We start from the raw sequence: 24986 nt of genomic DNA, 5'->3' as shown, positions 1-24986 counted from the left end.
CACCCTAAAGCAAAAGCCATGCTCACCCCCTCACAGGCCCTCGACCGTCTCGACACCATCCTCGCCGCCGCCCGCACCGCCGGGGCCGACGCGGCCGACGCCGTCTACGGGGGTGACGCCAGCACCAGCATCGCGGTGCGGCTCGGCGCGCTCGAAGATGTCGGCCGATCGGAAGGGGAGGAGCTGGGCCTGCGCGTCTTCGTCGGCCAGCGCGCCGCCAATGTCGTCACCTCCGATCTTTCGCCCAAGGCCCTCACCGAAGCCGCCGAGCGCGCCGTCGCCATGGCCCGCCTCGCGCCCGAAGACCGGTTCACCGGCCTCGCCGATCCGGCGCTGCTGCTCAAAACCCCGCCGCTCGATCTCGATCTCGAAGACCAGACCGACCTTTCCCCCGAAACCCTGAAGGCGCTGGCGCTGGAAGCCGAAGACGCCGCCCGCGCGGTCGCCGGCGTTACCAATTCCGAAGGCGGCGGCGCCGCCCAAGGCCGCGCCGTCACCGCGCTCGCCACCAGCACCGGCTTTGCCGCCGCGCGGGCCTCCTCCTCCTTCAGCCTGTCGGCCAGCGTCATCGCCGGTGAAGGCAGCGCCATGCAGCGCGACTATGCCTGGGCCAGCACCCGCCATTTCGAAGATCTCGAAGCGGCGCGCGAAATCGGCACCCGCGCCGGCACCCGCGCCGTGCGCCGCCTCGGCCCCACCAAGCTCGCCACCGCCAGCCTGCCCGTGGTTTTCGATCGCCGTATCTCAGCCAGCCTCATCGGCCATCTCATCGGCGCCGTCACCGGCAGCGCCATCGCGCGCGGCACCAGCTTCCTCAAAGACGCCCTGAACACCCAGGTCTTTGCCCCCGGCATCCGCATCATCGATGATCCGCTGCGCCCGCGCAGCCTGCGCGGCCGCAGCTTCGACGGCGAGGGCCTGCCGACGCTGCGCCGCGCGCTCATCGATGACGGCGTGCTGACCAGCTGGCTCCTTGACTGCGCCAGCGCCCGCCAGCTCGGCCTCGCCCCCACCGGCCATGCCAGCCGGGGGGCGGGCGGGCCGCCCGGCGCCGGCCCGTCCAACCTCCATCTCGAAGCCGGCCCCCTCAGCCCCGAAGCGCTGATCGCCGACATCAAGCGCGGCGTCCTCATCACCGAGCTCATCGGCATGGGCGTCAACGGCCTCACCGGCGATTATTCGCGCGGCGCCTCGGGCTTCCTCATCGAAAATGGCGAGATCACCACGCCGGTCGCCGAAATCACCATCGCCGGCAATCTCAAGGCCATGTTCAAGGCGCTCACGCCCGCCAATGACCTCCACTTCCGCCACGCCAGCAACGCACCAACCCTGCGCATCGACGGCATGACCATCGCGGGCGCCTGATGCCTGCCGCCCCCGGCGCCCCCGCCCCCCCTGCTGCTGAATCAGACGCCGATCTCGCCGCCCGCCTCGCCGTCGATGCCGCCGCCCTTGCCCTCACCCATTTCAACGGCCCGCAAGACTGGTGGGACAAGTCCGTCGGCAATCCCGTCAGCCGCGCCGATCTCGAGGTCGACGCCTTTCTGAAAGCCAGCCTCGCCGAAGCCCGTCCCCATGACGGCTGGCTGTCCGAAGAAACCGCCGACACCACCGCCCGCCTCGAAAAATCGCGCGTCTGGATCGTCGATCCCATCGACGGCACCCGCGATTTCGTCCGCGGCCGCAGCGGCTGGGCGGTCAGCATCGCGCTTGTCGAGGCCGGCCAGCCCCTCGTCGCCGCCCTTGCCGCCCCCGCCCGAAACCAGCTCTTCCTCGCGGCCCTTGGTCAGGGCGCCACCCTCAACGGCCAGAAGCTCGCAGTCAGCACTGCTCCTGAAAGCCTGCGCCTGCCCATCGACCCGCAAAATCTCGACGCCCCGTTCTGGCCCGCCCCCTGGCCCGGCGGCAGCCTCGTCGAAAAGCCCAACAGCCTCGCGCTGCGCACCGCCAAGATCGCCGCCGACGAAGCCGATGCCTGGCTCGAAGGCCGCACCATCAACGAATGGGACATTGCAGCAGCCAGCCTCATCCTCACCGAAGCCGGCGGCCGCATCACCGACCGCCATGGCCAACCGCTCACCTTCAACAAGCCCGCGCCCCTCATCCACGGCCTCGCCGCCGCCACGCCCGCCCATCACGCGCTCACACTCGACTATCTGAGCCACGCGCTCGCCGTCTTCGCCGCCCACCGCCGCGCCGCCAGCTAGAGCGCCCGCTCACAGCCCCCGTTCACAGCTTCAGCCGCATGATCTCCTGCTTGGGACAGCGGTCCATCACCACGTCCATCCCCGCCGCCACCGCCCGCGCCGCCGCCGCCCGCGCCGCCGCCGCCTCATGGATCACGCCAAGCTGCAACCACAGCGCCGGCACACCGGCCGAAATCGCGTCGTCCACAATCTCCGGCACGGCATCCGCGCGGCGGAACACATCGACCATATCGACCGCGCCCGCCTCGCCAATCGTCGCCACCACAGCCTGTCCCATCAGCGTCTCGCCCGCCAGCGCCGGATTGACCGGCACCACCTCAAAGCCGCGCCGCATCAGAAAGCCCATCACCTCATGCGCCGCCCGCGCCGGATTGGCCGAAGCCCCGACCAGCGCAATCCGCTTCACCCGGCCCAGAAGGGCGGCAATCCCGGCATCGTCCACCAACAGGCTCATAGCCCCGTCTCCCGCGCCAGCCTGAGCGCAATCGGCAAAAACGCCTCTGCCGCCACCCCGCGCCCCGGCTGCCCCGCATCCGAATCGCTCCTGATGCCCATATCGAGCGGCACCCGGCCCAGAAACGGCGCGCCGATGGCGGCTGCTTCCGCCTCCGCCCCGCCCTGCCCGAAGGGATGGCTCACCGCCCCGCATTCGGGGCAGGCATAGCCGCTCATATTCTCAATGAGCCCCAGCACCTTCACCCCCACCTCGCCAAACATTGCGACGGCGCGCCGCGCATCAATGAGCGCCAGGTCCTGCGGCGTGCTCACCACCACCGCCCCGTCCGGCTTCAGCTTCTGCGCCATGGTCAGCTGCACATCGCCGGTGCCCGGCGGCATGTCGATCACCAGCACATCGAGCACCCCCCAGTCACATTGCTCGACCATCTGCACCAGCGCCGAGCTCGCCATCGGCCCGCGCCAGATGATCGCCTTGCCCGGGTCGGTCATCATCCCCATCGACAGCGCCTTCAGCCCATGCGCGAGCGCGGGCTGCAAGCGGTTGCCCTCCAGCGCCGCGCGCCCCTCAATGCCCAGCAGCGTCGGCACCGACGGCCCGTAAATGTCCGCATCCAGCAGCCCCACCGCATAGCCCTGCCGCGCCAGCGCCACCGCCAAATTCACCGACACCGTCGATTTGCCCACCCCGCCCTTGCCGCTCGCCACCGCGATCAGCTTCCTGATGCCGGGTATCGTGCTCTGCGCCGGCCGCGCATCCGCCGCCACACTGCCCCGGTCGGCGGTCAAGATGATCCGCGCCGCCTTCGGCCCCGCCACCCGGTTGACCGCCACCTCGGTCGCCGCCTGCAGCCGCTCGGCCGCCGCCCGGTCCAGCCCGTCCACCGCCAGCACCAGCCCCACCGCGCCGTCGGGCTTGACCACCAGCCCCGAGACCCGGCCGCTCGCCATCACATCGCCGCCGCCCGCCGGATCGGCCACCTCCGCCAACGCCGTTGCCACCCGATCCTGCAAAGCCATTCCAAATTCCCAAAGTTAAGGCGCACACCAGTCATCACGCCGCACGCGACACGGCGTCAGTGTCACGCCCTCGCAAATTCGCCAAGAGGGTCTATATAGGGCCGTACATCCAGCCCGAAAGACGGAAAGCCCATTCATGCCCTGGACCAACAACAACGAAGGCGGCAGCCCCTGGGGGGACAAGAGCGGTGGCCGCAGCGGTGAGCGCGGCGAAGGCGATGGCGGCCCCAAGAGCCCCTGGGGCGATACCCCGCCGCGCAAGCCCACTCCGCGCCCCAGCGGCAACCGTGATTTCGACGACATCATCCGCCGGGGTCAGGAGAAGCTGCGCTCGCTGCCCGGTGGCGGCGGCGGTGGCGGCCGCTTCGGCGGCGGCGGCGGTGGCGGCGGCGGCCTTGAAGCTATCGGCAGCAAGGGCGCGCTCTGGGCGGTGCTGGCCGTGATCGCTGCCGGCCTGATCTTCTCCAGCTTCTACCGCGTTAACCCGCAGGAGCGCGGCGTCGTCCTGCGCTTCGGCAGCTATGTCAAAACCACCGAGCCCGGTCTGCACTTCAAGCTGCCCTTCCCCATCGATACCGTCGTGCTGCGCCGTGTCGAGCAGATCAACTCGATCGACATCGGCGCCGAAGGCAATGCCGAAAACCTGATGATCACCGGGGACCAGAACATCATCACGCTCGCCTATGCGGTGCGCTGGAAGATCCGCAATCCCGAGCAGTTCCTGTTCGCGCTCGCCAACCCCGAGCAGACCGTGCGCGAAGTCGCCGAAAGCGCCATGCGCGCCGAAATCTCTCGCGCCACCCTCACCGATGCCATCGGCCCGCAGCGCGCCCAGATCGCCGAGGAAGTGCGCGTCCGCATGCAGGACGTGCTCGACAGCTACAATTCCGGCATCGACATTCGCGGCGTCGACATCCGCCAGGCCGATCCGCCGTCCGCCGTCGATGATGCCTTCAAGGATGTCTCGGCCGCCCAGCAGGACGCGCAGCAGTATCTCAACCAGGCCCGCGCCTATGCCCAGCAGCTGCTTGCCGCAGCCCAAGGCGCCACCGCGGCCTTTGATGCCGTCTATGCGCAATACCGGCTGGCCCCCGAGGTCACCCGCAAGCGCATGTATCTCGAAACCATGGAGAGCGTGCTGAGCAAGGTCGACAAGACCGTGGTCGAGAGTAGCAACGTCACCACCTATCTGCCGCTCCCCGAAGTCGGCAAGCGCGCCCGCGCGGCCGCAGAGCAATAAGCGAGGCCCCTATGTCGATCGCCAGAAACCCCGTCCTCTGGGCCATCATCGCCTTCGCGCTCGTCGTCGTCGGCACCAGCGCGCTCTACACCGTGCCCGAAAGCAAGCAGGGCATCGTCCTGCGCTTCGGCAAGCCCGAGCGCATCGTCAATGCCTACAAGCCCAACGAGCTGTTCGGCATGGGCGGCGCCGGCCTAAATCTGAAGGTCCCCTTCATCGAAAATGTCATCTTCATCGACAAGCGCGTCCTCGATCTCGACATGGAAGCCCAGACCGTGCTCTCCACCGACCAGCTGCGCCTCGTCGTCGATGCCTTCGCCCGCTACCGCATCACCGACCCGCTGCGCATGCTGCAAACCGTCGGCACCGAAGCCAACGCCACCGACGCCCTCAAGCGCATCCTCACCTCGCGCCTCAGGAACGAGCTCGGCAAGCAGCGTTTCGACGCCCTGCTCAGCCCCGAGCGTTCGCAGATGATGGAAGACATCCAGACCTCGGTGAACCGTCAGGCCAAGCAATATGGCGCCGAAATCGTCGATGTCCGCATCAAGCGCGCCGACCTGCCCTCGGGCACGCCGCTCAAATCCGCTTTCCAGCGCATGCGCTCGGCCCGCCAGCAGGAGGCGCTCACCATCCGCGCCCAAGGCCAGAAGCAGGCCCAGCTGGTCCGCGCTGAAGCCGATGCCGAAGCCGCCCGCACCTATGCCGAAAGCTTCAACAAGGACCCGGAATTTTACGCCTTCTACCGCGCCATGCAGGCCTATCGCACCACCTTCACCAACTCGAACTCGTCGATCGTCATGTCCTCCGACAATGAGTTCCTGCGCGAGTTCGAAGGCAATCGCAGCAATCGTTAAGCCATTCATCGCCGGTTAGGCGGCGCTTCGGCACACCGCCGCCAACACAGGTTCAATCAGCAAAGGCACTTTCGTTCATGCCCATCGCCCGCCGCATCAGCGCAGCCCTCATCCCCGGCGCCCTTGTCGTCGCCGGTGCCGCCGCCATCCTCATGCCGTCCGCCAACCAGAGCGCCAACAGCCAGCCGGCCACCTCGCTCACCCCGGTCGCACCGGTCGCGCAAAACGCCGTCCCCCCGGCCCAGCCCATCAACCCGCCCGGCGGCGCCCCGCGCAGCTTTGCCGAGCTCACCGCCAAGCTCGCCCCCGCCGTGGTCAACGTCTCCACCACGCAAAAGGTGCCGGTGCGCTCGCGCGTGCGCGGCCTGCCGCCCGGCTCGCCGCTCGAAGAGCTGTTCCGCCGCTTTCAGGAACAGCAGGAAGAGGACGGCGAACCCGCCACCCGCGAAGCCAATTCGCTCGGCTCAGGCTTCATCATCTCGGCCGATGGCTATGTCGTGACCAACAATCACGTCATCTCCGCCGAAGACGGTCGCCGCCGCGGTGGCCGCCCCTCGCCCGACGCCCCGGTGGTCGAATCGATCACCGTCACCCTTGCCGACCGCACCGAATATGAAGCCAAGGTCGTCGGCCGCGATCCGCTCTCCGACATGGCGCTGCTCAAGATCGACGCCAAGGACCTGCCGTTCGTCGATTTCGCACCCTCCGACAATATCCGTGTCGGTGACTGGGCGATTGCCATCGGCAATCCCTTCGGGCTGGGCGGCACCGTCACCGCCGGCATCGTCTCGGCGCTCCACCGCAACATCGGCGGCCAGTTCGACCGCTATATCCAGACCGATGCCTCGATCAACCAGGGCAACAGCGGCGGCCCGCTGTTCGATCTCCAGGGCAATGTCATCGGCGTCAACACCGCCATCTTCTCGCCCACGGGCGGCAATGTCGGCCTCGGCTTTGCCGTGCCCGCCGAAGTCGCCCGCCCGATCATCGCCCAGCTCAAGACCAGCGGCACCGTCAAGCGCGGCTATCTCGGCGTCGGCATCCAACCGATGACCAAGGACATCGCCGATGCCATGGGCCTGCCCAAGGATCGCGGCGAGATCGTCGCCACCGTCGAGCCGACCGGCCCCGCCGCGCGCGGCGGCATCAAGGTGCGCGATGTCATCGTCCGCATCGCCGGGCAGGACATCACCTTCGACAACACCCTGTCCTTCGTCATCGCCAGCACGCCGGTCGGCACCACCGTGCCCATCGAGCTGATCCGCGACGGCCAGCGCCGCACGGTCAACGTCACCATCGCCCAGCGCCCGTCCGAAATCGGTCATCCAGTCGCGCGTCGGCCTTGATCCGGAGGAAGAGGAAGAAGCCCCCGACGAGGAGGCCGAAGCCGCCGAGGCCGCGCGCCAATCGCTCGGCATCACGCTGACCCCGCTCACCGACGCGATCCGCACCCAGCAGAAGCTGGAAGCCGACGCCAAGGGCGTGGTCATCGCCGGCATCGGCCGCAATTCCGACGCCGCCCGCAAGGGCCTGCAACGCGGAGACGTCATCGTCAGCATCAACCAGACGCCGACCACGACCCCTGCCGAAGCCGCCGCCGCCGTCGATGCCGCCCGCAAGGCCGGCCGCGACACGGTGCTGCTGCAGGTCCGCCGCGGCGCCGGCCCGGCCCGCCTCGTCGGCGTCAAGCTGAGCGAAGAAAAGAAGTAACCGGTCCATGAAGGGGGCGTTCACGCCCCCTTCTAACCCTGCCTTCAAGCCGCTATCCCTGTTCCATCAGGGAGACGGGCATGACTGACCTCTACATCGGCCGCAACACCTTCGGCACCAACGACGACATTCAGGCCCTTGTCCTCAAGCGCGCCAATCGCCACGGCCTCATTGCGGGCGCCACCGGCACCGGCAAGACCGTCACCCTCCAGACCATCGCCGAGGGCTTCAGCCGCGCCGGCGTCCCCGTCTTCCTCGCCGATGTGAAGGGCGATCTCGCCGGCATGGCCGTCGCCGGCTCGGAGGATGCCGGCTGGACAATGAAGCGCGCCACCGAAATCGCCGTCCCCGATTACGCCTACGCCGCCAACCCCACCGTCTTCTGGGATCTGTTCGGCGAACAGGGCCACCCGATCCGCACCACCGTCTCCGAAATGGGGCCGCTGCTGATCAGCCGCCTCCTCGATCTCACCGAAGCGCAGGAGGGCGTGCTCACCATCGCCTTCCGCTATGCCGATGAAGAAAATCTCATGCTGCTTGATCTCAAGGATCTGCAGTCGATGCTCGCCTTCACCGCCGACAACGCGAAAGAGCTCTCCGCCCGCTACGGCAATGTCACCCGCGCCTCGGTCGGCGCCATCCAGCGCCGCCTGCTCACCCTCGAAGATCAGGGCGGCGCCCATTTCTTCGGCGAGCCCGCCTTCGACATTCACGATCTCATGCGCATCGATCCGCAAGGCCATGGCCAGGTCAACATCCTCGCCGCCGACCGGCTGATGCGCAGCCCCCGCCTCTACGCCACCTTCCTGCTCTGGCTGCTGGCCGAGCTGTTCGAAACGCTCCCCGAAGTCGGCGACCCGGACAAGCCCAAGCTCGTCTTCTTCTTCGATGAAGCCCATCTGCTCTTCGACGAAGCCCCCAAGGCGCTCCTCGAAAAGGTCGAGCAGGTTGTCCGCCTGATCCGCTCCAAGGGCGTGGGCGTCTATTTCATCACCCAAAACCCGGTCGACATCCCCGAAACCGTCGCCGGCCAGCTCGGCAACCGCGTCCAGCACGCGCTGCGCGCCTTCACCCCCAAGGATGCCCGCGCCATCAAACAGGCCGCCGAAACCTTCCGCGCCAACCCCGGCCTCGATGTCGCCGAAGCCATCACCCAGCTGAAGGTCGGCGAAGCGCTGGTCTCGCTCCTTCAGAAAGACGGCGCGCCTGCACCGGTCGAGCGCACGCTCATCGCGCCGCCGCGCGCCCGCGTCGGCCCGCTCACCGCAGAAGAGCGTCAGCGCTTCCTCGACTGGTCGAGCTTCAAGTCAAAATATGACGCGCTTGCCGACCGCAAATCCGCCTATGAAATTCTGCTCGCCCGCGGCCAGCAGGCCGCCGAAGCCTCGGCCCGCGCCGAAGCCGCCGAGGCCGAAGCCAAGGCCGCAGCAGACGCCGAAAAGGCCCGCGCCGCCGCCGAGCGCGCTGAGCGCGCCCGCGCCCGCAGCCAGCCCAAGTCGCTCACCGAAACGCTCGCCACCTCGATGGCGCGCTCGGCCGCCAGCAGCCTGGGCCGCCAGCTGGCCGGCAAGAGCGGCCAGAAGTTCGTCCGCGGCCTGCTCGGCTCGCTGTTCAAATAGGGATTATTGCGCCAGGCTGACCTGCGCGCGGTTAGTGTCAAGGTCGCCCGCCGGCGCGCTCACCAGCTCGCGCACAAAGGCCCCCTTGTCGACCGTCTGCGTCGCCGAAATCCCCGACATTGGAGCGAATGCCCGGCTCGATATTCGCCGCCCCCGCCTGCTCCAGCAGCTGCTGCTCAGCCGGCGAGCGCGGCGGCACCCTGATGCCGGGGCCGAACAGCGCCTCCATCGCCTGCTGCTGCGCGTCCGCGCTGGTCGCGCGCGGATCGCCGGGGCGCGGCGGCACCAGGTTGAACTCGCTCGGCACCACCAGCGGCGCCGAGCGGCTGATCGCCAGCTCGTCCGGCCCGCGCTGCTCGCCCAGCCGGTTGCCGCCGCCGCACGCCGAAAGCGCCAGCGCCGCCACACCGATCAGAGCAAGGGAGAGTTCACGCATGAGTTTTGTCCTTATCAGGCATCAAGGCCCGGAGTAGCAGCATTAGCACACCGATGGTAATCGCACCGTCGGCGATATTGAACACCCAAAAGCTCCACTCACCCCAGAAGACATGCAGAAAATCGACCACATAGCCAAAGCGTACCCGGTCGACGATGTTGCCGACAGCCCCCCCCAGCACCAGCCCGAGCGCGGCCCCGTCCCAGCGGTTCTTCTCGCGCGCCGCCCAGATGGCCACCGCCAGCGCAATCCCGCCCGTCACCGCCACCAGCGCCCAGCGCTGCACCTCCGAGCCCGCGCCGAACAGCCCCATCGACACGCCGACATTGCCCACAAAGGTCAACCGGAACACCGGCAAGACATCGACAAAGCCGATCTCGCGCAGCCGCACCACCTCCAATATCCACCATTTGGACAGCTGATCCAAAACAAAGACCAGCGCCGCCAGCGCATAGGGCGTCCACATCTCAGCCCGTCACCACGCCGTCACAGCGCCCGCACAGCCCGCTTTCATCGTCCACATCGGGCAGATGCCGCCAGCAGCGCTCGCAGCGCGGCAAATCCGTCGCCGCCACCGCCACCGAAGCCGCCGCGCCCGGCACCACGCGCACGCTGCTGGTGATGCAAAGCTCGGCAAAGTCGACGCTCTCGACCAGCGCCCGCTCCTCGTCCGGAAGCGTCATCGTCACGTCCACCGCCAACCCCGAGCCGACCACCCGCCCCTTGCGCAGCGGCTCGATCGCCTCGGTCACCAGCCCACGCAGGCCCCGCAGCCGCTCGAAACGCGCGCCGAGCGCCTCGTCCCGCCAGCCCGCCTCAATCTCCGGCCATTCCAGCAGATGCACCGAGCCACCGTCCGGATAGCGCGTCCCCCACACCTCCTCGGCCGTGAACACCATCACCGGCGCCAGCCAGCGCACCAGCGCCTGAAACAGCGTGTCGAGCACCGTCCGATAGGCCCGCCGCGTCAGCGCATCAGCCCCGTCGCAATACAGGCTGTCCTTGCGAATATCGAACACAAACGCCGACAAGTCATTGTTCACAAAACCCGAAATCGCCCCCACATAGGCGTTGAAATCAAACGCCTCGATATAGCCGCGCAATTCCCCGTCAATCTCCGCCAGCCGGTGCAGCACCCAGCGCTCCAGTTCCGGCATGTCGGCCGCCGCCAGCCGCTCGCGCTCGACAAACCCGTCCAGCGCGCCCAGCAGATAGCGGAAGCTGTTGCGCAGCTTGCGGTAAAGGTCGGCCACGCCCTTCAAGATCTCCGGCCCGATCCGGTGATCCTCGGTAAAGTCCACGCTCGCCGCCCACAGCCGCAGAATGTCCGCTCCATACTCCTTCATCAAAACCAGCGGATCGATGGTATTGCCGAGCGATTTCGACATCTTCCGCCCGTTCTGGTCCATGGTGAAGCCATGCGTCAGCACCGCGTCATAAGGCGCGCGCGCCCGCGTCCCGCAGCTCTGGAGCAGGCTGGACTGGAACCACCCCCGGTGCTGGTCCGACCCTTCCAGATACAGGTCCGCCGGCCAGCGCAGCTCGGGCCAGCGCCCGCTCTCCAAAACAAACGCATGGGTGCAACCACTGTCGAACCACACGTCGAGAATATCGGTCACCTGCTCATAGTCATCGGCCCGGTCGCCCAGCAGCGCGCGCGCCAGTTCCGGCGTCCAGGCGTCCACACCGCCCTCGCGCACCGCGGCGATGATCGCGGCGTTGATTGCGGGGTCTTTCAGATACTCGCCGGATTTGCGATCGACGAACAGGGTGATGGGGACGCCCCAGGCGCGCTGGCGGGAGATGACCCAATCAGGCCGATCAGCGACCATGGCGCCAATGCGGTTTCGGCCTTTTTCGGGGATGAACCGGGTGTCGGCGATGGCTGTTGTTGCGACGTCACGCAAGGTCGGCGAGGCGAAGAGCGTCTCGTCTGCCGGATCGATAGCGCCGCCTTCCCCCTCCCAGTTTTTTTCGGCCTTGGACTTGGCCGGAAGATGCACCAGCGGCGTGTCCATGGGGATGAACCATTGCGGGGTGCAGCGGTAGATGACGCGTTTCTTGGAGCGCCAGCTATGGGGGTAGCTGTGCTTGAAGGGGCCGGCTGACAGGAGTGCGCTGGTTTCGCGCAGATCTGTGCAGATGGGACCATCGGGGGCATTGAACTTTTCGTTGATGACGTTGCCTGTGGCGCCGAGCCAGAGCCAGTCGGCGCGGTATCGGCCATCGGCTTCGACAGCGAACACGGGATTGATGCCATTGCCCTTGCACAGGGCAAAATCGTCCTCGCCGTGATCGGGGGCCATGTGGACAAGGCCAGTGCCGGCGTCGGTGGTGACGAAATCGCCGGGGAGGAAGGGGCGGGGTTTGGCGTAAAAATCGCCTAGAGCGTGCATGGGGTGGCGGGCGATTGCGCCTTTGAGCTCGGAGCCGGGACCACGCCAAACAACTTCATGAGCGGCGATGCTAGCATGTCCTGCTTTTGTGTATTCCAGCTGTCGTTGCTCAAATTGCGCCAAAAGCGGAGCGGCAACCAGAAACACACGGTCAAGGACCCATGTGCCTGCACCTGTGTATTCCTGCGTTACCTTAAGGGCGAGATACTCAACCTCCGGCCCATAAGCCAAAGCCTGGTTCACCGAAATCGTCCACGGCGTCGTCGTCCAAATGACCGCAAACGCCCCCACCAGCTCCGGCGCGCCCGGCGCCTCCACAATCTCGAACGCCACATCGATCTGCGTCGACGTCACATCCTCATATTCAACTTCCGCCTCCGCCAGCGCCGTCTTCTCCACCGGCGACCACATCACCGGCTTGGCCCCGCGATACAGCTGGCCCGTCTCGGCAAACTTCAGAAGCTCGGCCACGATCACAGCCTCGGCCTCAAAGTCCATCGTCAGATAAGGCCGCGCCCAGTCGCCGTTCACCCCCAGCCGCTTCAGCTGCCCGGCCTGCACCTCCACCCAATGCTTCGCATAGGCCCGGCACTCGGCGCGAAACTCGGCCCTCGGCACATCATCCTTGTTCAGCTTCTTCGCGCGGTACTGTTCCTCCACCTTCCATTCGATCGGCAGCCCATGGCAGTCCCACCCCGGCACATAGGGCGCATCAAAGCCCAGCGCCGAGCGCGTGCGCACCACCATGTCCTTCAGCGTGTGGTTGAGCGCATGGCCAATATGCATGTCGCCGTTCGCATAGGGCGGCCCGTCGTGCAAAATCCACTTCGGCCGCCCGGCCCGCGCCTTGCGCAGCTGCCCATAAAGGTCCTCATCCTGCCAGCGCGCCAAAATGCCCGGCTCCTTCTCGGGCAGCCCGGCCTTCATCGGAAAATCGGTGCGCGGCAAAAACACCGTGTCGCGGTAATCTGGCTTGCTCATAGCCCTGAGCGTCTAGTGACCGCGCGCGCCCCTGTCACGGCCCGTTTCACGGTTCAACCGAAAGCGCCAGCGCCGCCCGCGCGTCTTCCGCATCGCGCATCACCCGCGCCACCAGCGCATCAAGCCCATCGAGCTTCAGCTCGGGCCGCAGATAGGCGATCAGCTCCACCTCCAGCACCTGCCCGTAAAGGTCGCCCTCAAAGTCCAGCAGCCACGTCTCCAGCAGCTCCTCCGGCGGCTCGATCATCGGCCGCACCCCCAGATTGGCCACCCCCATCACCCGCGCGCCCGAAGGCAGCCGCACCCACACCGCATAAACCCCGTAAGCCGGGCGCACATAATCCCCCAGCCGCATATTGGCGGTGGGAAAGCCCAGCTGCCGCCCCAGCTTCGCCCCGTGCACCACCTCGGCGCGCACCGTGAACGGCCGGGAGAGCAACGCCGCCGCCCCCGCCGGGTCCGCCGCACCCAGCGCCTTGCGCACCCGCGTCGAGGAGATCACGCCCCCGCCGTCTTCCACCGCAAGCACGACATCGGCCGAAAAGCCATGCCGCGCGCCAAGTGCGGCCAGCCGCGCCACATCTCCCTCGCGTCCCCGGCCAAAGGTGAAGTCCGCCCCCGTCACCACGCCCGAAACCCCCAGCCGCGCCACCAGCCAGTCCGAAACAAAGTCCTCGGCCCCCAGCCCCGCCAGCGCCCGGTCAAAGGGAATCAGCACCGCCCCGTCCATCCCCAGCCCGGCCGCCAGCCGCGCCCATTGCACATCATCGGTCAGCCGGAAGGGCGGCAGCTCGGGCTTAAACAGCCGGGCCGGATGCGGCGCAAAGCTCGCCACCAGCGCCGGCACCCCGCGCGCCCGCGCCAGCGCCCGCGCCCGGCCCAGCACCGCCTGATGCCCGGCGTGCAGCCCGTCAAAATTGCCAAGCGCCACCACGCCGCCTCGCAAGGCCGCAGGCAGCGGCGCCCCCCCGGTCACAGTCTCCATCAACGCCCCTTAGCGCCCGGCCCGCGTTTCCGGAAGGGCCTCATCCGCCGCTCCCGCTTCAGCCCCGCCCGCGTCCCTGTCCTCTGCCGCCGCCATCGGCGCCAGTCCGCTCTTCAGCAGCCGCAGCGCATTGCCGCCCATCACCTTCTCGATGTCATAATCGATCATGCCGGCGCGCTGCAGCGCATCGGTGATCGCCGCCAGCTGCGCCGTGTCAAAGCCCGTCGTCACCGCCCCGTCAAAGTCCGAGCCCAGCGCCACATGGTCCACCCCCATGATCTCGGCCGCCGCCACAATCGCCTTCGCCACCGCCTCGGGCGTCGGCGCACACACCGCCGCCTCCCAATAGCCGATGCCGATCAGCCCGCCATTCGCCGCCAAGGCTTCGAGCTGCTCCTCATCCAGGTTGCGCGGGCTGTCGCACGTCGCCTTGATCCCGCCATGGCTCACCACCACCGGCCGCCGCGCCGCCGCCAGCACATCAAAGAAGGTCTCCCGGCTGGCATGCGCCAGATCGACGATCACGCCCTTCTCCTCCATCCGCGCCACAAGCTGGCGGCCAAAGTCGGTCAGCCCGCCCTTGGCCCGGCCATGCATCGAGCCGCCCACCTCATTGTCGAAAAAATGCACCAGCCCCATCATCCGGAAGCCAGCCGCATACAGCCGGTCAAAATTGGCCAGATCGCCCGCAAGATTGTGCGCGCCCTCGGTGCTCAGCAGCGCGCCGATCACCGGCCGCCCCTCCAGCCGGTCATCCAGCAGCCGGTCGATATCGGCCGGCGCCCGCACCGGCCAGAGCAGCCCTTCAGAAGACCGAACCGCCGCGTCCAGCTTTTCCGCATGCCAGAGCGAGCGCTCGACCAGGCTCCCCCAGGTCCTGACCGGCTGCATCTGCGCCACCGCCAGCAGGGTGATATTGTCGCTATCGCCGTCATTGGCCTCCAGATTCTGCCCGCGCGGCGTCTTGGTCACGCTCGAAAACACCTGCAGCGCCACCCCGCCCGCCTGCAGTCGTGGCAAATCGACATGCCCGCGCGCGCCCCGCGCCAAAATCCCCCGCCGCCAGAGCAGCGTGTCGGCGTGCAGGTCGACAATCATCAGCCGCCCATGCAGCGCCCGCGCCTCCTCGCTCACCAGCCATTGGCCCGGCCCCGCCACCCGGTTCATGGCGCGCTCCGCCAGCATCGGGCCAAGGCCGAAAAACCCCACCAGTCCCACCACCAGCACCACTGCCACCGCCACCAGCCAGCGCATCACACCTCTCCCTCTGGCGTCTCCCGGCGCACCAGCGTCACAAAGTCATGCGCCGGCCGCTCACCCTCGGCCGCCACCCTCTCGCGGGCCACCTCGCGCCACACATCGCCCGGCAAGTCCGGAAAAAACGTGTCGCCTTCAGGCGCCAGGTCAATCTCGGTCAGCTCCACCCGGTCGGCCAGCGGCAGCGCCTGTGCATAAACCGCGCCGCCGCCAATCACCATGATCTCGCCAAAGGTGCGTGGGTCCATGCCGCTCGCCGCCAGCGCCTCGGCCATGTTCGCCGCCACGCTCACCCCTTGCGCCCGCCAGCCGGCGTCGCGGGTCAGCACGATATTGTGCCGCCCCGGCAGCGGCCGGCCAATCGATTCGAAGGTCTTGCGCCCCATCACCACCGGCTTGCCCACGGTCATCGCCTTGAAGCGCCTGAGGTCGCCCGGCAGATGCCAGGGCATGGCGCCGTCCGCGCCAATCACCCCGTTCCGCGCCCGCGCCACCACCAGCACGATGCTGCGCCGCCCGCTCATGCCGCCGCCCGTCATACTGCAACCGGCAGCTTGATCGCCGGGTGCGGATCATAGCCCTCAACGGAAAAATCCTCGAACCGATGGTCAAAAACCAATTCCGCGGCCCCGCCAATCTCAAGCCGCGGAAATGGCCTTGGCTCCCGCCCCAGCTGCGTCTCGATCATCGCCGCATGATTCAGATAGACATGACAATCCGCCCCCATCCACACCAGCTCATCGGGCGTCATTTTACAATGTTTCGCCAATATCCGCAGCAAAACCGCCGCCTCGAAAATGTTAAATGCAAAACCGAGCCCCAAATCGCATGACCTTTGATACAAAATGCAAGATAGTTTACGCTCGTTAACGAAAAATTGGTAAGTCATATGGCACGGAGGCAGGGCCATTTCATCGATCTCGGCGACGTTCCAGCCGGTAAAGATCAAACGGCGACTATGGGGGTTGCTTTGCAATTGTGTGACAAGCGTGCCGATCTGGTCATGGCCGTGCGCCGCGCGCACGTAGCGGCCGTCGGCCTCGCGCACATAGCGCGGCCAGTCGCGCCACTGCGCCCCATAAACCGGCCCCAGGTCGCCCCAGCGCGCGGCAAAGCCCTCATCCGCCAAAATCCGCGCCTCGAAATCCTCGCGGGACAGGTTTTCTCCTGTCGCCGCGCGGTAATTCGCCAGCGGCCAGTCGGTCCAGATATGCACGCCCTCCTTCACCAGCGGCGCAATGTTGCGCCCCCCGCTCAAGAACCACAAAAGCTCCCGCACCGCCGGCTTCCAGAACACCCGCTTGGTCGTGAGCAGCGGCACCGTCCCGTCCGACAGGTCAAAGCGCATCTGCGCCCCGAACAGCGCCCGCGTGCCCACGCCGGTGCGGTCCACCCGCTCGCTGCCGCTCTCCCAGACACGGCGCACCAGGTCGAGATATTGATGTTCCGGGTGCCGCGCGCCGTCCAAGTCCCGTCCCTTTCCCTATCCTGCCAGTCCCTGTCCTGCCAGTCCGCCCCTCTATCAGCGAGACGGCGCGGCATTGGCAAGTCATCCCGTCCCGCACCCCTCTCCGAGATCGGCGCGGGCAGGTCGGTGGTGCGTTGACCCTCCGCCACCCCTGCCCGTCGCCGAGGACGTCCCGGCGGCTGTGTCCTGATGCATACGGCCCTCCCCGTCTGCGCCATCACAGCCCGCCGGGGCGTCTCCCCAAAGCGTGAGCCATGACCGAGGCCCTTCTCCTCGCCCAGCTGCTCCTCGCCGAAGCCGCCCTGCTCACCGCACTCCTGTTCCTCCTCTCCGGCCTCGATGATCTGTTCATCGACGGCGTCTATTTCGCCCGCAGCCTGTGGCGCCGCCTTACCGTCTACCGCCGCCATCCCCGCGCCGACGTCCAGAGCCTGATCGGCCGTACACCCGCAGCCCCCATCGCCATCTTCGTGCCCGCCTGGGACGAATCCGCCGTCATCGGCGACATGCTCCGCCATCTCACCGCCACCCTCGATTATCCCGATTACCGCGTCTTCATCGGCCTCTATCCCAATGATCCCAAGGGCCAGGCCATCGTCACCGCGCTCGCCGCTCACGACAGCCGCCTCCAGGCCGTGCGCTGCGCCCGCCCCGGCCCCACCAGCAAGGCCGATTGCCTCAATCACATCTGGGCCGCCGCAACCCGCCATGAAGCCCGCACCGGCCGCCGCTTCAAGGCCATCGTCCTCCATGATGCCGAAGATGTCGTCCACCCACATGAGCTCCACATCCACAATGCGCTCATCCCCGGCCTCAGCCTCGTCCAGCTCCCCGTCCGCCCGCTCGCTGATCCCGCCTCGCCCTGGATCGCCGGCCATTATCTCGATGAATTCGCCGAAGCCCATGCCAAGGATCTCGTCGTCCGCGAGGCGCTCGGCGCCGCCGTGCCCTCCGCCGGCGTCGCCTCGGGCCTGTGCCGCGAAACGCTGGGCCGCATCGCCGCGCAGCGCCGCGGCGGCCCCTTCGATGCCACCAGCCTCACCGAAGATTATGAGATCGGCCACCGCGTCCATGGCCTCGGCCGCCGCTCGGCCATGGTCCGCCTCAAGAGCCGCGGGGAAGCCGTCAGCGTCGCCACCGCCGAGCATTTCCCCGCCACCCTGAGCGCGGCCGTCGCCCAGAAAAGCCGCTGGCTCACCGGCATCGCGCTCGCCGGCTGGGACCGGCTGGGCTGGCCGCCCGGCCTCGCCACCCGCTACATGCTGTACCGGGACCGCAAGGCGATCCTCACAGCCCTCCTCGCCCTCCTCGGCTATGCGCTGGCGCTCGGCTTCGTCGCACTCGCCCTCATCCGCCGCCTCGTCCCCGGTGCCGAAGCCCTGCCGCCGCCGGTCGCGCCGGGCTCGCCGCTGGCCTGGCTGCTCGCCGCCAATCTCGCCATCTTCGGCTGGCGGCTCGCCATGCGCGCGCTCTTCACCGCCCGCGCCCATGGCCTTGCCCAAGGCCTGATGGCCATCCCGCGCAGCCTCACCAGCAATCTCGTCAACGCGCTCGCGGCACTCGCTGCCATCCGCCGCTACCGCCAGCTCCGCGCCAGCAGCACCCCGCCCGTCTGGGGCAAGACCCTGCATCGCTTCCCCGCCAATCCCGCATGACGAGCCAGCCCCCCTCTCACCGGCCCGCCAGCCAGCCCTTCCAGGCCTTCACCATCCTCGGCGCGCTCGCCCTCGGCTGGTTCGCCGCCCGCCTGCCCGCCACCCTCGAAACCCACAGCCGCCTCGCCGCCATCACCAGCCCCACCACCAGCCCCCCCGCGCCAACCCCCGCTCAAACCCCCGCTCAAACCTCCGCCATCCAGCTCCAGCCCATCTACATCCAGGTCCCCACCCCAACCCCCGCGCCCGCCCCCGCGCCCCAGATCATCCACATCCATCACTACGGCCCCGCCCCCGAAGGCCAGCCCCAACCCCAGTTCAGCTATGCCCTCCCGCCCCAATCCAGCCCGTCCCCGCCACCCACCCCCCTTCCCACCCCCGCCAGCCCCGCCGCACCGCCCCCGCCCGATCCCACCGCCGGCCTGCTCGCGGCGGCCGCCTATGAAAAGCTCGCCCAAAACAACAAGCGCGAAGCGCTGCGCCTGTTCGAAGCCGCACTCGCCGCCGACAATCCCGCCGCCCCTGATCCCCGCCAGCCGCAGTGGCAGCAGCAGGCCCGCGCGCTCAAACGCCGCTGGTCCGGCCAGGCCTTCGCCCTGCTGCGCGAAAGCCCCGCCGATCCCGCCACCGGCCTCCTCACCGGCCCGCTGCTCGGCGGGAGCCAGAGCGGTGCCGCACTCGGCTACACGCCAAACCCGCTCGCGCGCCGCCCCATCACGCTCAGCGCTCGCCTCAACGCCGCCACCGACGCCACCGGCCGCACCGACCCGCGCAGCGCCCAAGCCGCCCTCGGCGTCCGCTATGAGCTTCTCCCCGCCCTCAGCCTCACCGCCGAGCGCCTGATCGCCGTCGGTGATGATGCCCGCGACGACTGGCTGCTCCGCCTCAGCGGCGGCACCAGCCAGCGCCTGCGCCTGCTCGGCCGCCCGCTCGCGCTCGATGCCTATGGCGAGGCCAGCCTGCTCGGCAACGGTGACAGCCTCGCCGCCGGCCAGGCCCGCGCGCTCGCGCCGCTCCTCAGTTCCAGAAATCTCAGCCTGTCCGCCGGGCTCGGCAGCTGGGCCAGCCTGCAAAACACCGGCCCCGCCACCATCGGCCGCCTTGATGTCGGCCCCTCGGCCGCGGTGCGCCTCGGCCAGGGCCGCCTCGCTCTCGAACTCTCCGCCGATTACCGCCAGCGCATCGCCGGCCAGGCCCTGCCCGGCAGCGGCCCCGCGCTCACGCTCGGCACCAGCTTCTAGGCGTCAGGCCTCCCCGCCCAATTCGTCACTATTGTCATTGGCCACCAGATGCCGCGCCTGCAGCGCCTTCAGCACCGCCCGGTTGTGCAGCTTGGCCAGCAGATCGTTGATCAGCGCCACACCCGCCGTCGCCATGTCGGCGGCCTCGTCCTCGGCCACATCGGTCATATGGCCAAAAAACATCTTCATCTCCTGCGCCACCAGCCATTCGACCAGCTCGACAAACATCCGCATGTCCTCGGGCATGAACCCCCGGTCGCGGGTAAAGCCCAGGTCCCAAAGCGCCTTCAGCGTATCCAAAATGGACGCATCGGCCGGCGAAACCCGGCCCTCCGCGTCCACCTCGACCATGCCAGTCACCACATGCGCATCGGCATAATGGCGGTCAAAGCCCTGCGCCTGCATGATGTCGCCCAGCAGCTGCGGCGCCCCGCCCGCGCCGATCCGCGCCGCCAGCGTCTTGTCCAGCAACGGAAACGACTGCGGCCCCAGCCAGCGCGCGCTGTCCTCCGCCTCCAAAAGCCCCTTGATCACCGCCAGCGGCAAGAACCGCTCCTCCTGCAAGCGCTTGATCAGCTTCAGCCGCAGCACATGCTCATCACTGTAAAAGGCCGAATTGCGGCTCACCCGCTCCGGCTCAGGCAAAAGCCCCTCACGAATATAGAAACGGATCGTCTCCCGCCCCACACCACTGGCTTTTTCAAGGTCTCGCATGCGCATGAGACTTCATAACACCGCAGTCCCAGCATGGATAGACTTTCGTAACAATGCTAGACCCCGGTCATGCAGGCCTTCGCCGCCCTTCTTGATGCCCTGCTCTACACCAGCAGCCGCAACGCCAAGCTCCGCCTCGTCGCCGACTATCTGCGCACCACCCCCGATCCCGATCGCGGCTGGGCGCTCGCCGCCCTCACCGGCGGGCTCGATCTCAGGGCCGTCCAGCCCAGCCTGCTCAAGACCCTCATCACCACCCGCACCGACCCCGTCCTCTTTGCGCTGAGCCATGATTTCGTCGGCGACATGGCCGAAACCATCTCGCTGCTCTGGCCCAGCCCCAACACCGCGCCACCCCCGCCCCCCAGCCTCGATAGCGTCGTCAGCCAGCTCGCCGCCCTCACCCGCAGCACCGCCCCCGACACCGTCGCCCACCTGCTCGACACGCTCGACCCCCAGGGCCGCTACGCCCTCATCAAGCTCGCCACCGGGGCGCTGCGCATCGGCGTCTCCGCCCGCCTCGCCAAGACCGCGCTCGCCCAGGCCTTCCACCTCAATGTCGAAGCGGTCGAAGAAGTCTGGCACAGCCTCGCCCCACCCTACGCCCCGCTCTTCGCCTGGGCCGAAGGCCGCGCAGCAGCCCCGTCCTCCCAAAATCTCCCCGTCTTCCGCCCCTTCATGCTCGCCCAGCCGCTCGACGCCGAAAGCCTGCCGCTCACCGATTTCGCCGCCGAATGGAAATGGGACGGCATCCGCGTCCAGCTCGTCCACGCCGGCGGCCAGACCCGCCTCTACAGCCGCTCGGGCGACGACATCACCATGAGCTTCCCCGACGTCGCCGCGCCCCTTCCCACGCCCGCCACCCTCGACGGTGAACTGCTCGTGCGCGGCAGCGCCCAAGCCGGTGCAGCCAGCTTCAACGCCCTCCAGCAGCGCCTTGGCCGCAAAGCCCCAACCGCCAAACTCCTCGCCGAAGCCCCCGCCTTCATCCGCCTCTACGACGCCCTCACCATCGCCGACACCGACCTCCGCCCCCAGCCATGGCACGCGCGCCGCGCCGCGCTCGAAACCCTCATCCCCCGCCTCGACCCCGCCCGCTTCGATCTCTCCCCCCTCATCGACGCCCCCGACTGGCCAGCACTCGCCCAGATCCGCGATCACGCCCGCGCCTCGGCCATCGAAGGCCTGATGCTCAAACGCCGCGACAGCCCCTATGTCCCCGGCCGCAAGACCGGCCTCTGGTACAAATGGAAACGAAACCCGCTCACCGCCGACTGCGTCCTCCTCTACGCTGAGCGCGGCCACGGCAAACGCTCCAGCTTCTACTCCGACTTCACCTTCGGCGCCTGGACCGACACCGGCGAGCTGCTCCCCGTCGGCAAAGCCTATTCCGGCTTCACCGACGCCGAACTCAAGGACCTCGACAAATGGGTCCGCACCCACACCACCAACCGCTTCGGCCCGGTCCGCGAACTGGAAAAAACCTATGTCGTCGAAGTCGCCTTCGACAGCATCCACGAAAGCCGCCGCCACAAATCCGGCCTCGCCATGCGCTTCCCCCGCTTCCACCGCCTCCGCCCCGACAAACCCGCCGTCGAGGCCGACACCCTCACCACGCTGCAGGCCCTGATCTCAAGGGACTAGAGGCAGAAAGAGCCTCCGGCGGCTGGGGCCTCAGGCCCCAGACCCCATCAATGACACCGCCCAATAATTCCCCGTCGCCCCGGACTTGATCCGGGGCCTAAGCAACGCCCGTCCCCCCAAGCCCAGCGCCGCAGGCTATCAAAGCGCTTCGCGCAGCCGCTGCCCGTCCAACTCTTGTCCCAAAATAATGAATGGGGTCTGGGGCCCAAGGCCCCAGCCGCCGGAGGCCCATACTTCCCCAAAAAAACCCCTCAGCGCCCCAGATAGCGCCCGCGCAGCCGCTTCAGGTCGCCATCATCCAGCCCCAGCTCCTCGCGCATATAGCGGTCCATCCCGCCCTTGGCCTCGATGGCGGCGAAGCTGGCTTCGATATAGCTGCGGTCGACGCCCATTAGCGCCTGGGTCACTTCGGCCGGCATGCGGGCGAGCAGCTGCGCCGTCGGGTCCGGGCTGGCGCCGGGCTTGGGCGGCTTGGGCTTGTAGTACACATTCGAGAGCAGATAGTCGGCGATCACCGTTTCGCGCGGCACGCCGAGCGCGGTCAGAATGAGCGCCGCCGCCATGCCGGTCCGGTCCTTGCCGGCCGAGCAGTTGAAGGCCAGCGGCCGGTCACGCTCGATCAGCTCGGCAAACATCTCGCGATACTGGGGCGCGAATTCAAACGGCAGGTCCTTGTAGAAGGTCGCCATCGCCGCGCGCGTCGTCTCGCCGGTCACCTGCCCGCCCGAAAACATCGCCGCCAGCGCGCCCATGTCGAGCGCATAATCGCGCACCAGCACCTTGGGCTTCACATCCTTGGGCCAGTTCACCGGCTCGCGCATGCGCTCGTCATTGGCACGGAAGTCACACACGGTGGCAATGCCCAGCTCGCCCACATAACGATAATCCGCCGCACTCAGCCCGCTCATCACCGCCGAGCGATAAAGCTTGCCCCAGGCCACCGGCGTGCCATCGGCCGCGCGATAGCCACCCAGATCACGAAAATTCACGCCGCCCGCCAGCGGCAACAGCCGCTCGCCCAGCCGCAGCTCCTGCCCCTTGGCATCGCGCAACAGAAAATAAGGCCGCGGCCGCACCGGCGCCAACACCGCCGCCTCGCCGCCCTCGGCCTCCTTGACCACAACCTTGCCCGACCCATCATCAGCCCGCTTCAACATCGAAATCCTGACCGGCCCGTCCATCTCCTGCCAGCGGATCACCACCTGATCCCCCGTCCGCTCCACCACGCCCGAAGGCAAAGCCACCCCCGGCCCCGCCGCCACGAAAAGCAAAAACGCCAGCAACGCCCGGACCATCACCGATTCCCCAAAATCACTTCCACCGTTCGCAGATAGGCTCCGTCAATGTCCCTCCCATTGCAGTTCCATGTCAAAATCATGACAGCAAAAGGGCCTCCGGCGGCTGGGGCCTCAGGCCCCAGACCCCAATAGTTGGAACCGCGCAAAACTCCCCGTCGCCCCGGACCTGATCCGGGGCCCAAGCAAGTCCCTTCCCCCCAAGCCCAGCGCCGCAGGCTATAAATGCGCTTCGCGCAGGCGCTACCCTCTCCAAGCGCATCCCAACCCAACAAATGGGGTCTGGGGCCCAAGGCCCCAGCCGCCGGAGGCCATTAATGCCCGCCGGAGGCCCCTGCTACCCCCCAAAAAAGCCCCTCACCGCCCCCGAGACCGCCGCTCCCCCCGCCGGTTGCCGCTGGTCGAGGCTGACAGCCGCCGGGCCTTCGGCTTGGCGGGTGGCGGCGGCGGGGCTTCCACGGGTTCGCCCAGCGTCAGGTCGAAGCCCAGCAGGGCGAAGCTTTCGGCCATGTGCGCTGGCAGGTCGGCGGTCACGTCGATCTTGCCGTCTGGTCCGTCGATGACGAGGCGCCGCGCGTGCAGGTGCAGCTTGCGGGAGACGCCGCCGGTGAGGAAGCTGTCGCGCCCGCCATATTTGGCGTCGCCCACCAGCGGGTTGCCGATGGCGGCGGCGTGGACCCTGATCTGGTGGGTGCGCCCGGTCAGCGGCATGAATTCCACCCAGGCTGCGCGCCCGGCGGCCTTGTCGATCAGGCGGTAGCGGGTGCGTGCGGCCAGCCCTTCCGCCTCGTCCACGCACATCTTTTCGCCGCCGGTGCCGGGCTGCTTGGCCAGCGGCGCGTCGATCTCGCCTTCATAAAGTTTGGGCACGCCGATGGTCAGCGCCCAATAGGTCTTTTTCGCGTCGCGCCCGGCAAAGGCGCGTGAAAACCACGCCGCTGCCCGCGGCGTGCGCGCCAGCAGCAGCACGCCTGACGTGTCCTTGTCGAGCCGGTGCACCAGCTTGGGCCGCTTGCCGGCCGCGTCGGCGAGCGCATCGAGCATCCCGTCCACATGCACGGTGGTGCCGGTGCCGCCCTGCGTCGCCAGCCCCGGCGGCTTGTTGATCACGATGGCGTGCGCATCCTCATGGATGACGAGGCTGCGCATGAAGTCGACCTGCTCGTCCGAGAGCGGCGCGCGCGCCTGCACGACGGGCCGGGGTGCCTGTTCGGGCATCTCGTCGGGCCAGCGCAAGGTCTGCCCGGCGGCCAGCCGGTCGCCCGGCCCGGCCTTTTCGCCGTCGAGCCTCAGCTGCCCGGTCCGCCCCCAGCGCGAGGCGATGTTGAAGCTCACCGCCGGCTGGTGCCGCTTGAACCAGCGGTCGATGCGGATGCCGTCATCCTCGTCCGTAATCACCGCTTCGGCCATCAGCCGCGCCCCAGCATGATGCCGAGATACGCCGCCATGACCCCGCCCGCCACCGACGAGACGGCATAGGCCGCCGCAATCATCGCCTCGCCGCGCCCCACCATCGCCACCAGCTCCACGCTGAAGCTCGAAAAGGTGGTGAAGCCGCCCAAAAGCCCCACGCCCAGCAGCAGCCGCGCCGCCTCGCTCTCCGCGCCCCAGCGCGCCATCAGCAGCCCGAGCAGAAACGAGCCGCCAAGGTTGATGATCCACGTCCCCCAGGGAAAGCCCGGGCCAAACACCCCCATCGCCCAATGCCCCAGCGCATAGCGCAGGCCCGCGCCCACGCCGCCGCCAAGGGCAACGAGCAACACCGGCGGCAAGGCAGAAAGCGCAGTCATCCCCCTGCCCTAGCC

23 protein-coding genes are annotated in these 24986 nt (G+C 68.1%); 10 read left to right on the top strand and 13 right to left on the bottom strand.

All coding sequences use genetic code 11. From position 1 onward, the window contains the following. Positions 1-18: 18 nt before the first annotated feature. Together ACMVO5_RS12870 and ACMVO5_RS12865 are read left to right on the top strand one after the other, a co-directional pair. Entirely contained in the window at positions 19-1365 is a 1347-nt protein-coding gene (locus ACMVO5_RS12870) for a TldD/PmbA family protein (protein ID WP_416907893.1), read from the top strand. Then, positions 1365-2207: a 3'(2'),5'-bisphosphate nucleotidase CysQ gene (locus ACMVO5_RS12865; protein ID WP_416907892.1), complete on the top strand. Its 843-nt coding sequence runs from the start codon at positions 1365-1367 to the stop codon at positions 2205-2207. Before ACMVO5_RS12870 ends, ACMVO5_RS12865 begins: the two co-directional genes overlap by 1 nt. Positions 2208-2229: 22 nt before the next feature. Here ACMVO5_RS12865 and ACMVO5_RS12860 read toward each other — a convergent pair whose 3' ends face one another. Beyond that, complete coding sequence (locus ACMVO5_RS12860; protein WP_416907891.1) at positions 2230-2661, bottom strand: CoA-binding protein; 432 nt, start codon at positions 2659-2661, stop codon at positions 2230-2232. Next, complete coding sequence (locus ACMVO5_RS12855; RefSeq protein ID WP_416907890.1) at positions 2658-3683, bottom strand: P-loop NTPase; 1026 nt, start codon at positions 3681-3683, stop codon at positions 2658-2660. The genes ACMVO5_RS12860 and ACMVO5_RS12855 overlap by 4 nt, the downstream gene beginning before the upstream one ends. Before the next feature lie 136 nt (positions 3684-3819). Between ACMVO5_RS12855 and hflK the strand changes: the two genes are divergently transcribed. The 5 genes from hflK to ACMVO5_RS12830 all read left to right on the top strand — a co-directional run bounded on the left by hflK (position 3820) and on the right by ACMVO5_RS12830 (position 9109). Further along, positions 3820-4923 (top strand): FtsH protease activity modulator HflK, encoded by a 1104-nt coding sequence (gene hflK, locus ACMVO5_RS12850; RefSeq protein WP_416907889.1) that lies wholly within the window; start codon positions 3820-3822, stop codon positions 4921-4923. Between the two features lie 11 nt (positions 4924-4934). Continuing rightward, positions 4935-5780: a protease modulator HflC gene (gene hflC / locus ACMVO5_RS12845; RefSeq protein WP_416907888.1), complete on the top strand. Its 846-nt coding sequence runs from the start codon at positions 4935-4937 to the stop codon at positions 5778-5780. A gap of 77 nt (positions 5781-5857) precedes the next feature. Beyond that, the gene (locus ACMVO5_RS12840; RefSeq protein ID WP_416907887.1) at positions 5858-7126 is read left to right on the top strand and encodes a S1C family serine protease; all 1269 of its coding nucleotides are present in this window, start codon (positions 5858-5860) and stop codon (positions 7124-7126) included. Then, on the top strand, positions 7104-7490 hold the full coding sequence (locus ACMVO5_RS12835; RefSeq protein WP_416909381.1) for a PDZ domain-containing protein: 387 nt from the start codon (positions 7104-7106) through the stop codon (positions 7488-7490). The genes ACMVO5_RS12840 and ACMVO5_RS12835 overlap by 23 nt, the downstream gene beginning before the upstream one ends. A gap of 80 nt (positions 7491-7570) precedes the next feature. Next, on the top strand, positions 7571-9109 hold the full coding sequence (locus tag ACMVO5_RS12830) for a helicase HerA-like domain-containing protein (protein ID WP_416907886.1): 1539 nt from the start codon (positions 7571-7573) through the stop codon (positions 9107-9109). A gap of 37 nt (positions 9110-9146) precedes the next feature. Here ACMVO5_RS12830 and ACMVO5_RS12825 read toward each other — a convergent pair whose 3' ends face one another. The 7 genes from ACMVO5_RS12825 to thyA are packed head-to-tail and all read right to left on the bottom strand — an operon-like array spanning position 9147 to position 16632. Continuing rightward, entirely contained in the window at positions 9147-9545 is a 399-nt protein-coding gene (locus tag ACMVO5_RS12825; protein ID WP_416907885.1) for a DUF3035 domain-containing protein, read from the bottom strand. Next, positions 9538-10011, bottom strand: a complete 474-nt coding sequence (gene lspA, locus ACMVO5_RS12820) for a signal peptidase II (protein WP_416907884.1) — start codon at positions 10009-10011, stop codon at positions 9538-9540. The genes ACMVO5_RS12825 and lspA overlap by 8 nt, the downstream gene beginning before the upstream one ends. A gap of 1 nt (position 10012) precedes the next feature. After that, on the bottom strand, positions 10013-12922 hold the full coding sequence (ileS, locus tag ACMVO5_RS12815; protein WP_416907883.1) for an isoleucine--tRNA ligase: 2910 nt from the start codon (positions 12920-12922) through the stop codon (positions 10013-10015). Between the two features lie 46 nt (positions 12923-12968). Continuing rightward, positions 12969-13907 carry a bifunctional riboflavin kinase/FAD synthetase gene (locus ACMVO5_RS12810; RefSeq protein WP_416907882.1) on the bottom strand — a complete coding sequence of 313 codons (939 nt, stop codon included), beginning with the start codon at positions 13905-13907 and terminating at the stop codon, positions 12969-12971. A 9-nt stretch (positions 13908-13916) separates the two neighbouring features. Further along, positions 13917-15161 (bottom strand): dipeptidase, encoded by a 1245-nt coding sequence (locus ACMVO5_RS12805; RefSeq protein ID WP_416907881.1) that lies wholly within the window; start codon positions 15159-15161, stop codon positions 13917-13919. Further along, positions 15161-15688: a dihydrofolate reductase gene (locus ACMVO5_RS12800; protein WP_416907880.1), complete on the bottom strand. Its 528-nt coding sequence runs from the start codon at positions 15686-15688 to the stop codon at positions 15161-15163. Before ACMVO5_RS12800 ends, ACMVO5_RS12805 begins: the two co-directional genes overlap by 1 nt. An 11-nt stretch (positions 15689-15699) precedes the next feature. After that, positions 15700-16632, bottom strand: coding sequence for a thymidylate synthase (gene thyA / locus ACMVO5_RS12795; RefSeq protein ID WP_416907879.1), 933 nt, complete (start codon positions 16630-16632; stop codon positions 15700-15702). A 254-nt stretch (positions 16633-16886) separates the two neighbouring features. Here thyA and ACMVO5_RS12790 point away from each other — a divergent pair, with 254 nt between their 5' ends. Then, positions 16887-18287, top strand: coding sequence for a glycosyl transferase family protein (locus ACMVO5_RS12790; RefSeq protein ID WP_416907878.1), 1401 nt, complete (start codon positions 16887-16889; stop codon positions 18285-18287). Beyond that, on the top strand, positions 18284-19528 hold the full coding sequence (locus ACMVO5_RS12785; protein WP_416907877.1) for a hypothetical protein: 1245 nt from the start codon (positions 18284-18286) through the stop codon (positions 19526-19528). Before ACMVO5_RS12790 ends, ACMVO5_RS12785 begins: the two co-directional genes overlap by 4 nt. Before the next feature lie 3 nt (positions 19529-19531). Here the strand turns inward: ACMVO5_RS12785 and ACMVO5_RS12780 are convergent, their stop codons facing one another. Continuing rightward, positions 19532-20248: a MerR family transcriptional regulator gene (locus ACMVO5_RS12780; protein WP_416907876.1), complete on the bottom strand. Its 717-nt coding sequence runs from the start codon at positions 20246-20248 to the stop codon at positions 19532-19534. A 63-nt stretch (positions 20249-20311) separates the two neighbouring features. Between ACMVO5_RS12780 and ACMVO5_RS12775 the strand changes: the two genes are divergently transcribed. Further along, positions 20312-21886, top strand: coding sequence for a cisplatin damage response ATP-dependent DNA ligase (locus tag ACMVO5_RS12775; protein WP_416907875.1), 1575 nt, complete (start codon positions 20312-20314; stop codon positions 21884-21886). 251 nt (positions 21887-22137) lie between these two features. On the opposite strand, the gene ACMVO5_RS12770 is transcribed toward ACMVO5_RS12775, so the two are convergent. The 3 genes from ACMVO5_RS12770 to ACMVO5_RS12760 all read right to left on the bottom strand — a co-directional run bounded on the left by ACMVO5_RS12770 (position 22138) and on the right by ACMVO5_RS12760 (position 24971). Further along, the gene (locus ACMVO5_RS12770) at positions 22138-23181 is read right to left on the bottom strand and encodes a tyrosine-protein phosphatase (protein WP_416907874.1); all 1044 of its coding nucleotides are present in this window, start codon (positions 23179-23181) and stop codon (positions 22138-22140) included. A gap of 357 nt (positions 23182-23538) precedes the next feature. After that, positions 23539-24591 carry an RluA family pseudouridine synthase gene (locus tag ACMVO5_RS12765; protein WP_416907873.1) on the bottom strand — a complete coding sequence of 351 codons (1053 nt, stop codon included), beginning with the start codon at positions 24589-24591 and terminating at the stop codon, positions 23539-23541. After that, positions 24591-24971 (bottom strand): fluoride efflux transporter FluC, encoded by a 381-nt coding sequence (locus ACMVO5_RS12760; protein ID WP_416907872.1) that lies wholly within the window; start codon positions 24969-24971, stop codon positions 24591-24593. The genes ACMVO5_RS12765 and ACMVO5_RS12760 overlap by 1 nt, the downstream gene beginning before the upstream one ends. Between the last annotated feature and the right edge of the window lie 15 nt (positions 24972-24986).

This window comes from Polymorphobacter sp., from assembly GCF_048007885.1.
Taxonomy (GTDB): Bacteria; Pseudomonadota; Alphaproteobacteria; order Sphingomonadales; family Sphingomonadaceae; genus Sandarakinorhabdus.
The sequence above is the reverse complement of the archived record's forward strand: the minus strand, read 5'-3'. Positions and strand labels throughout refer to the sequence as shown.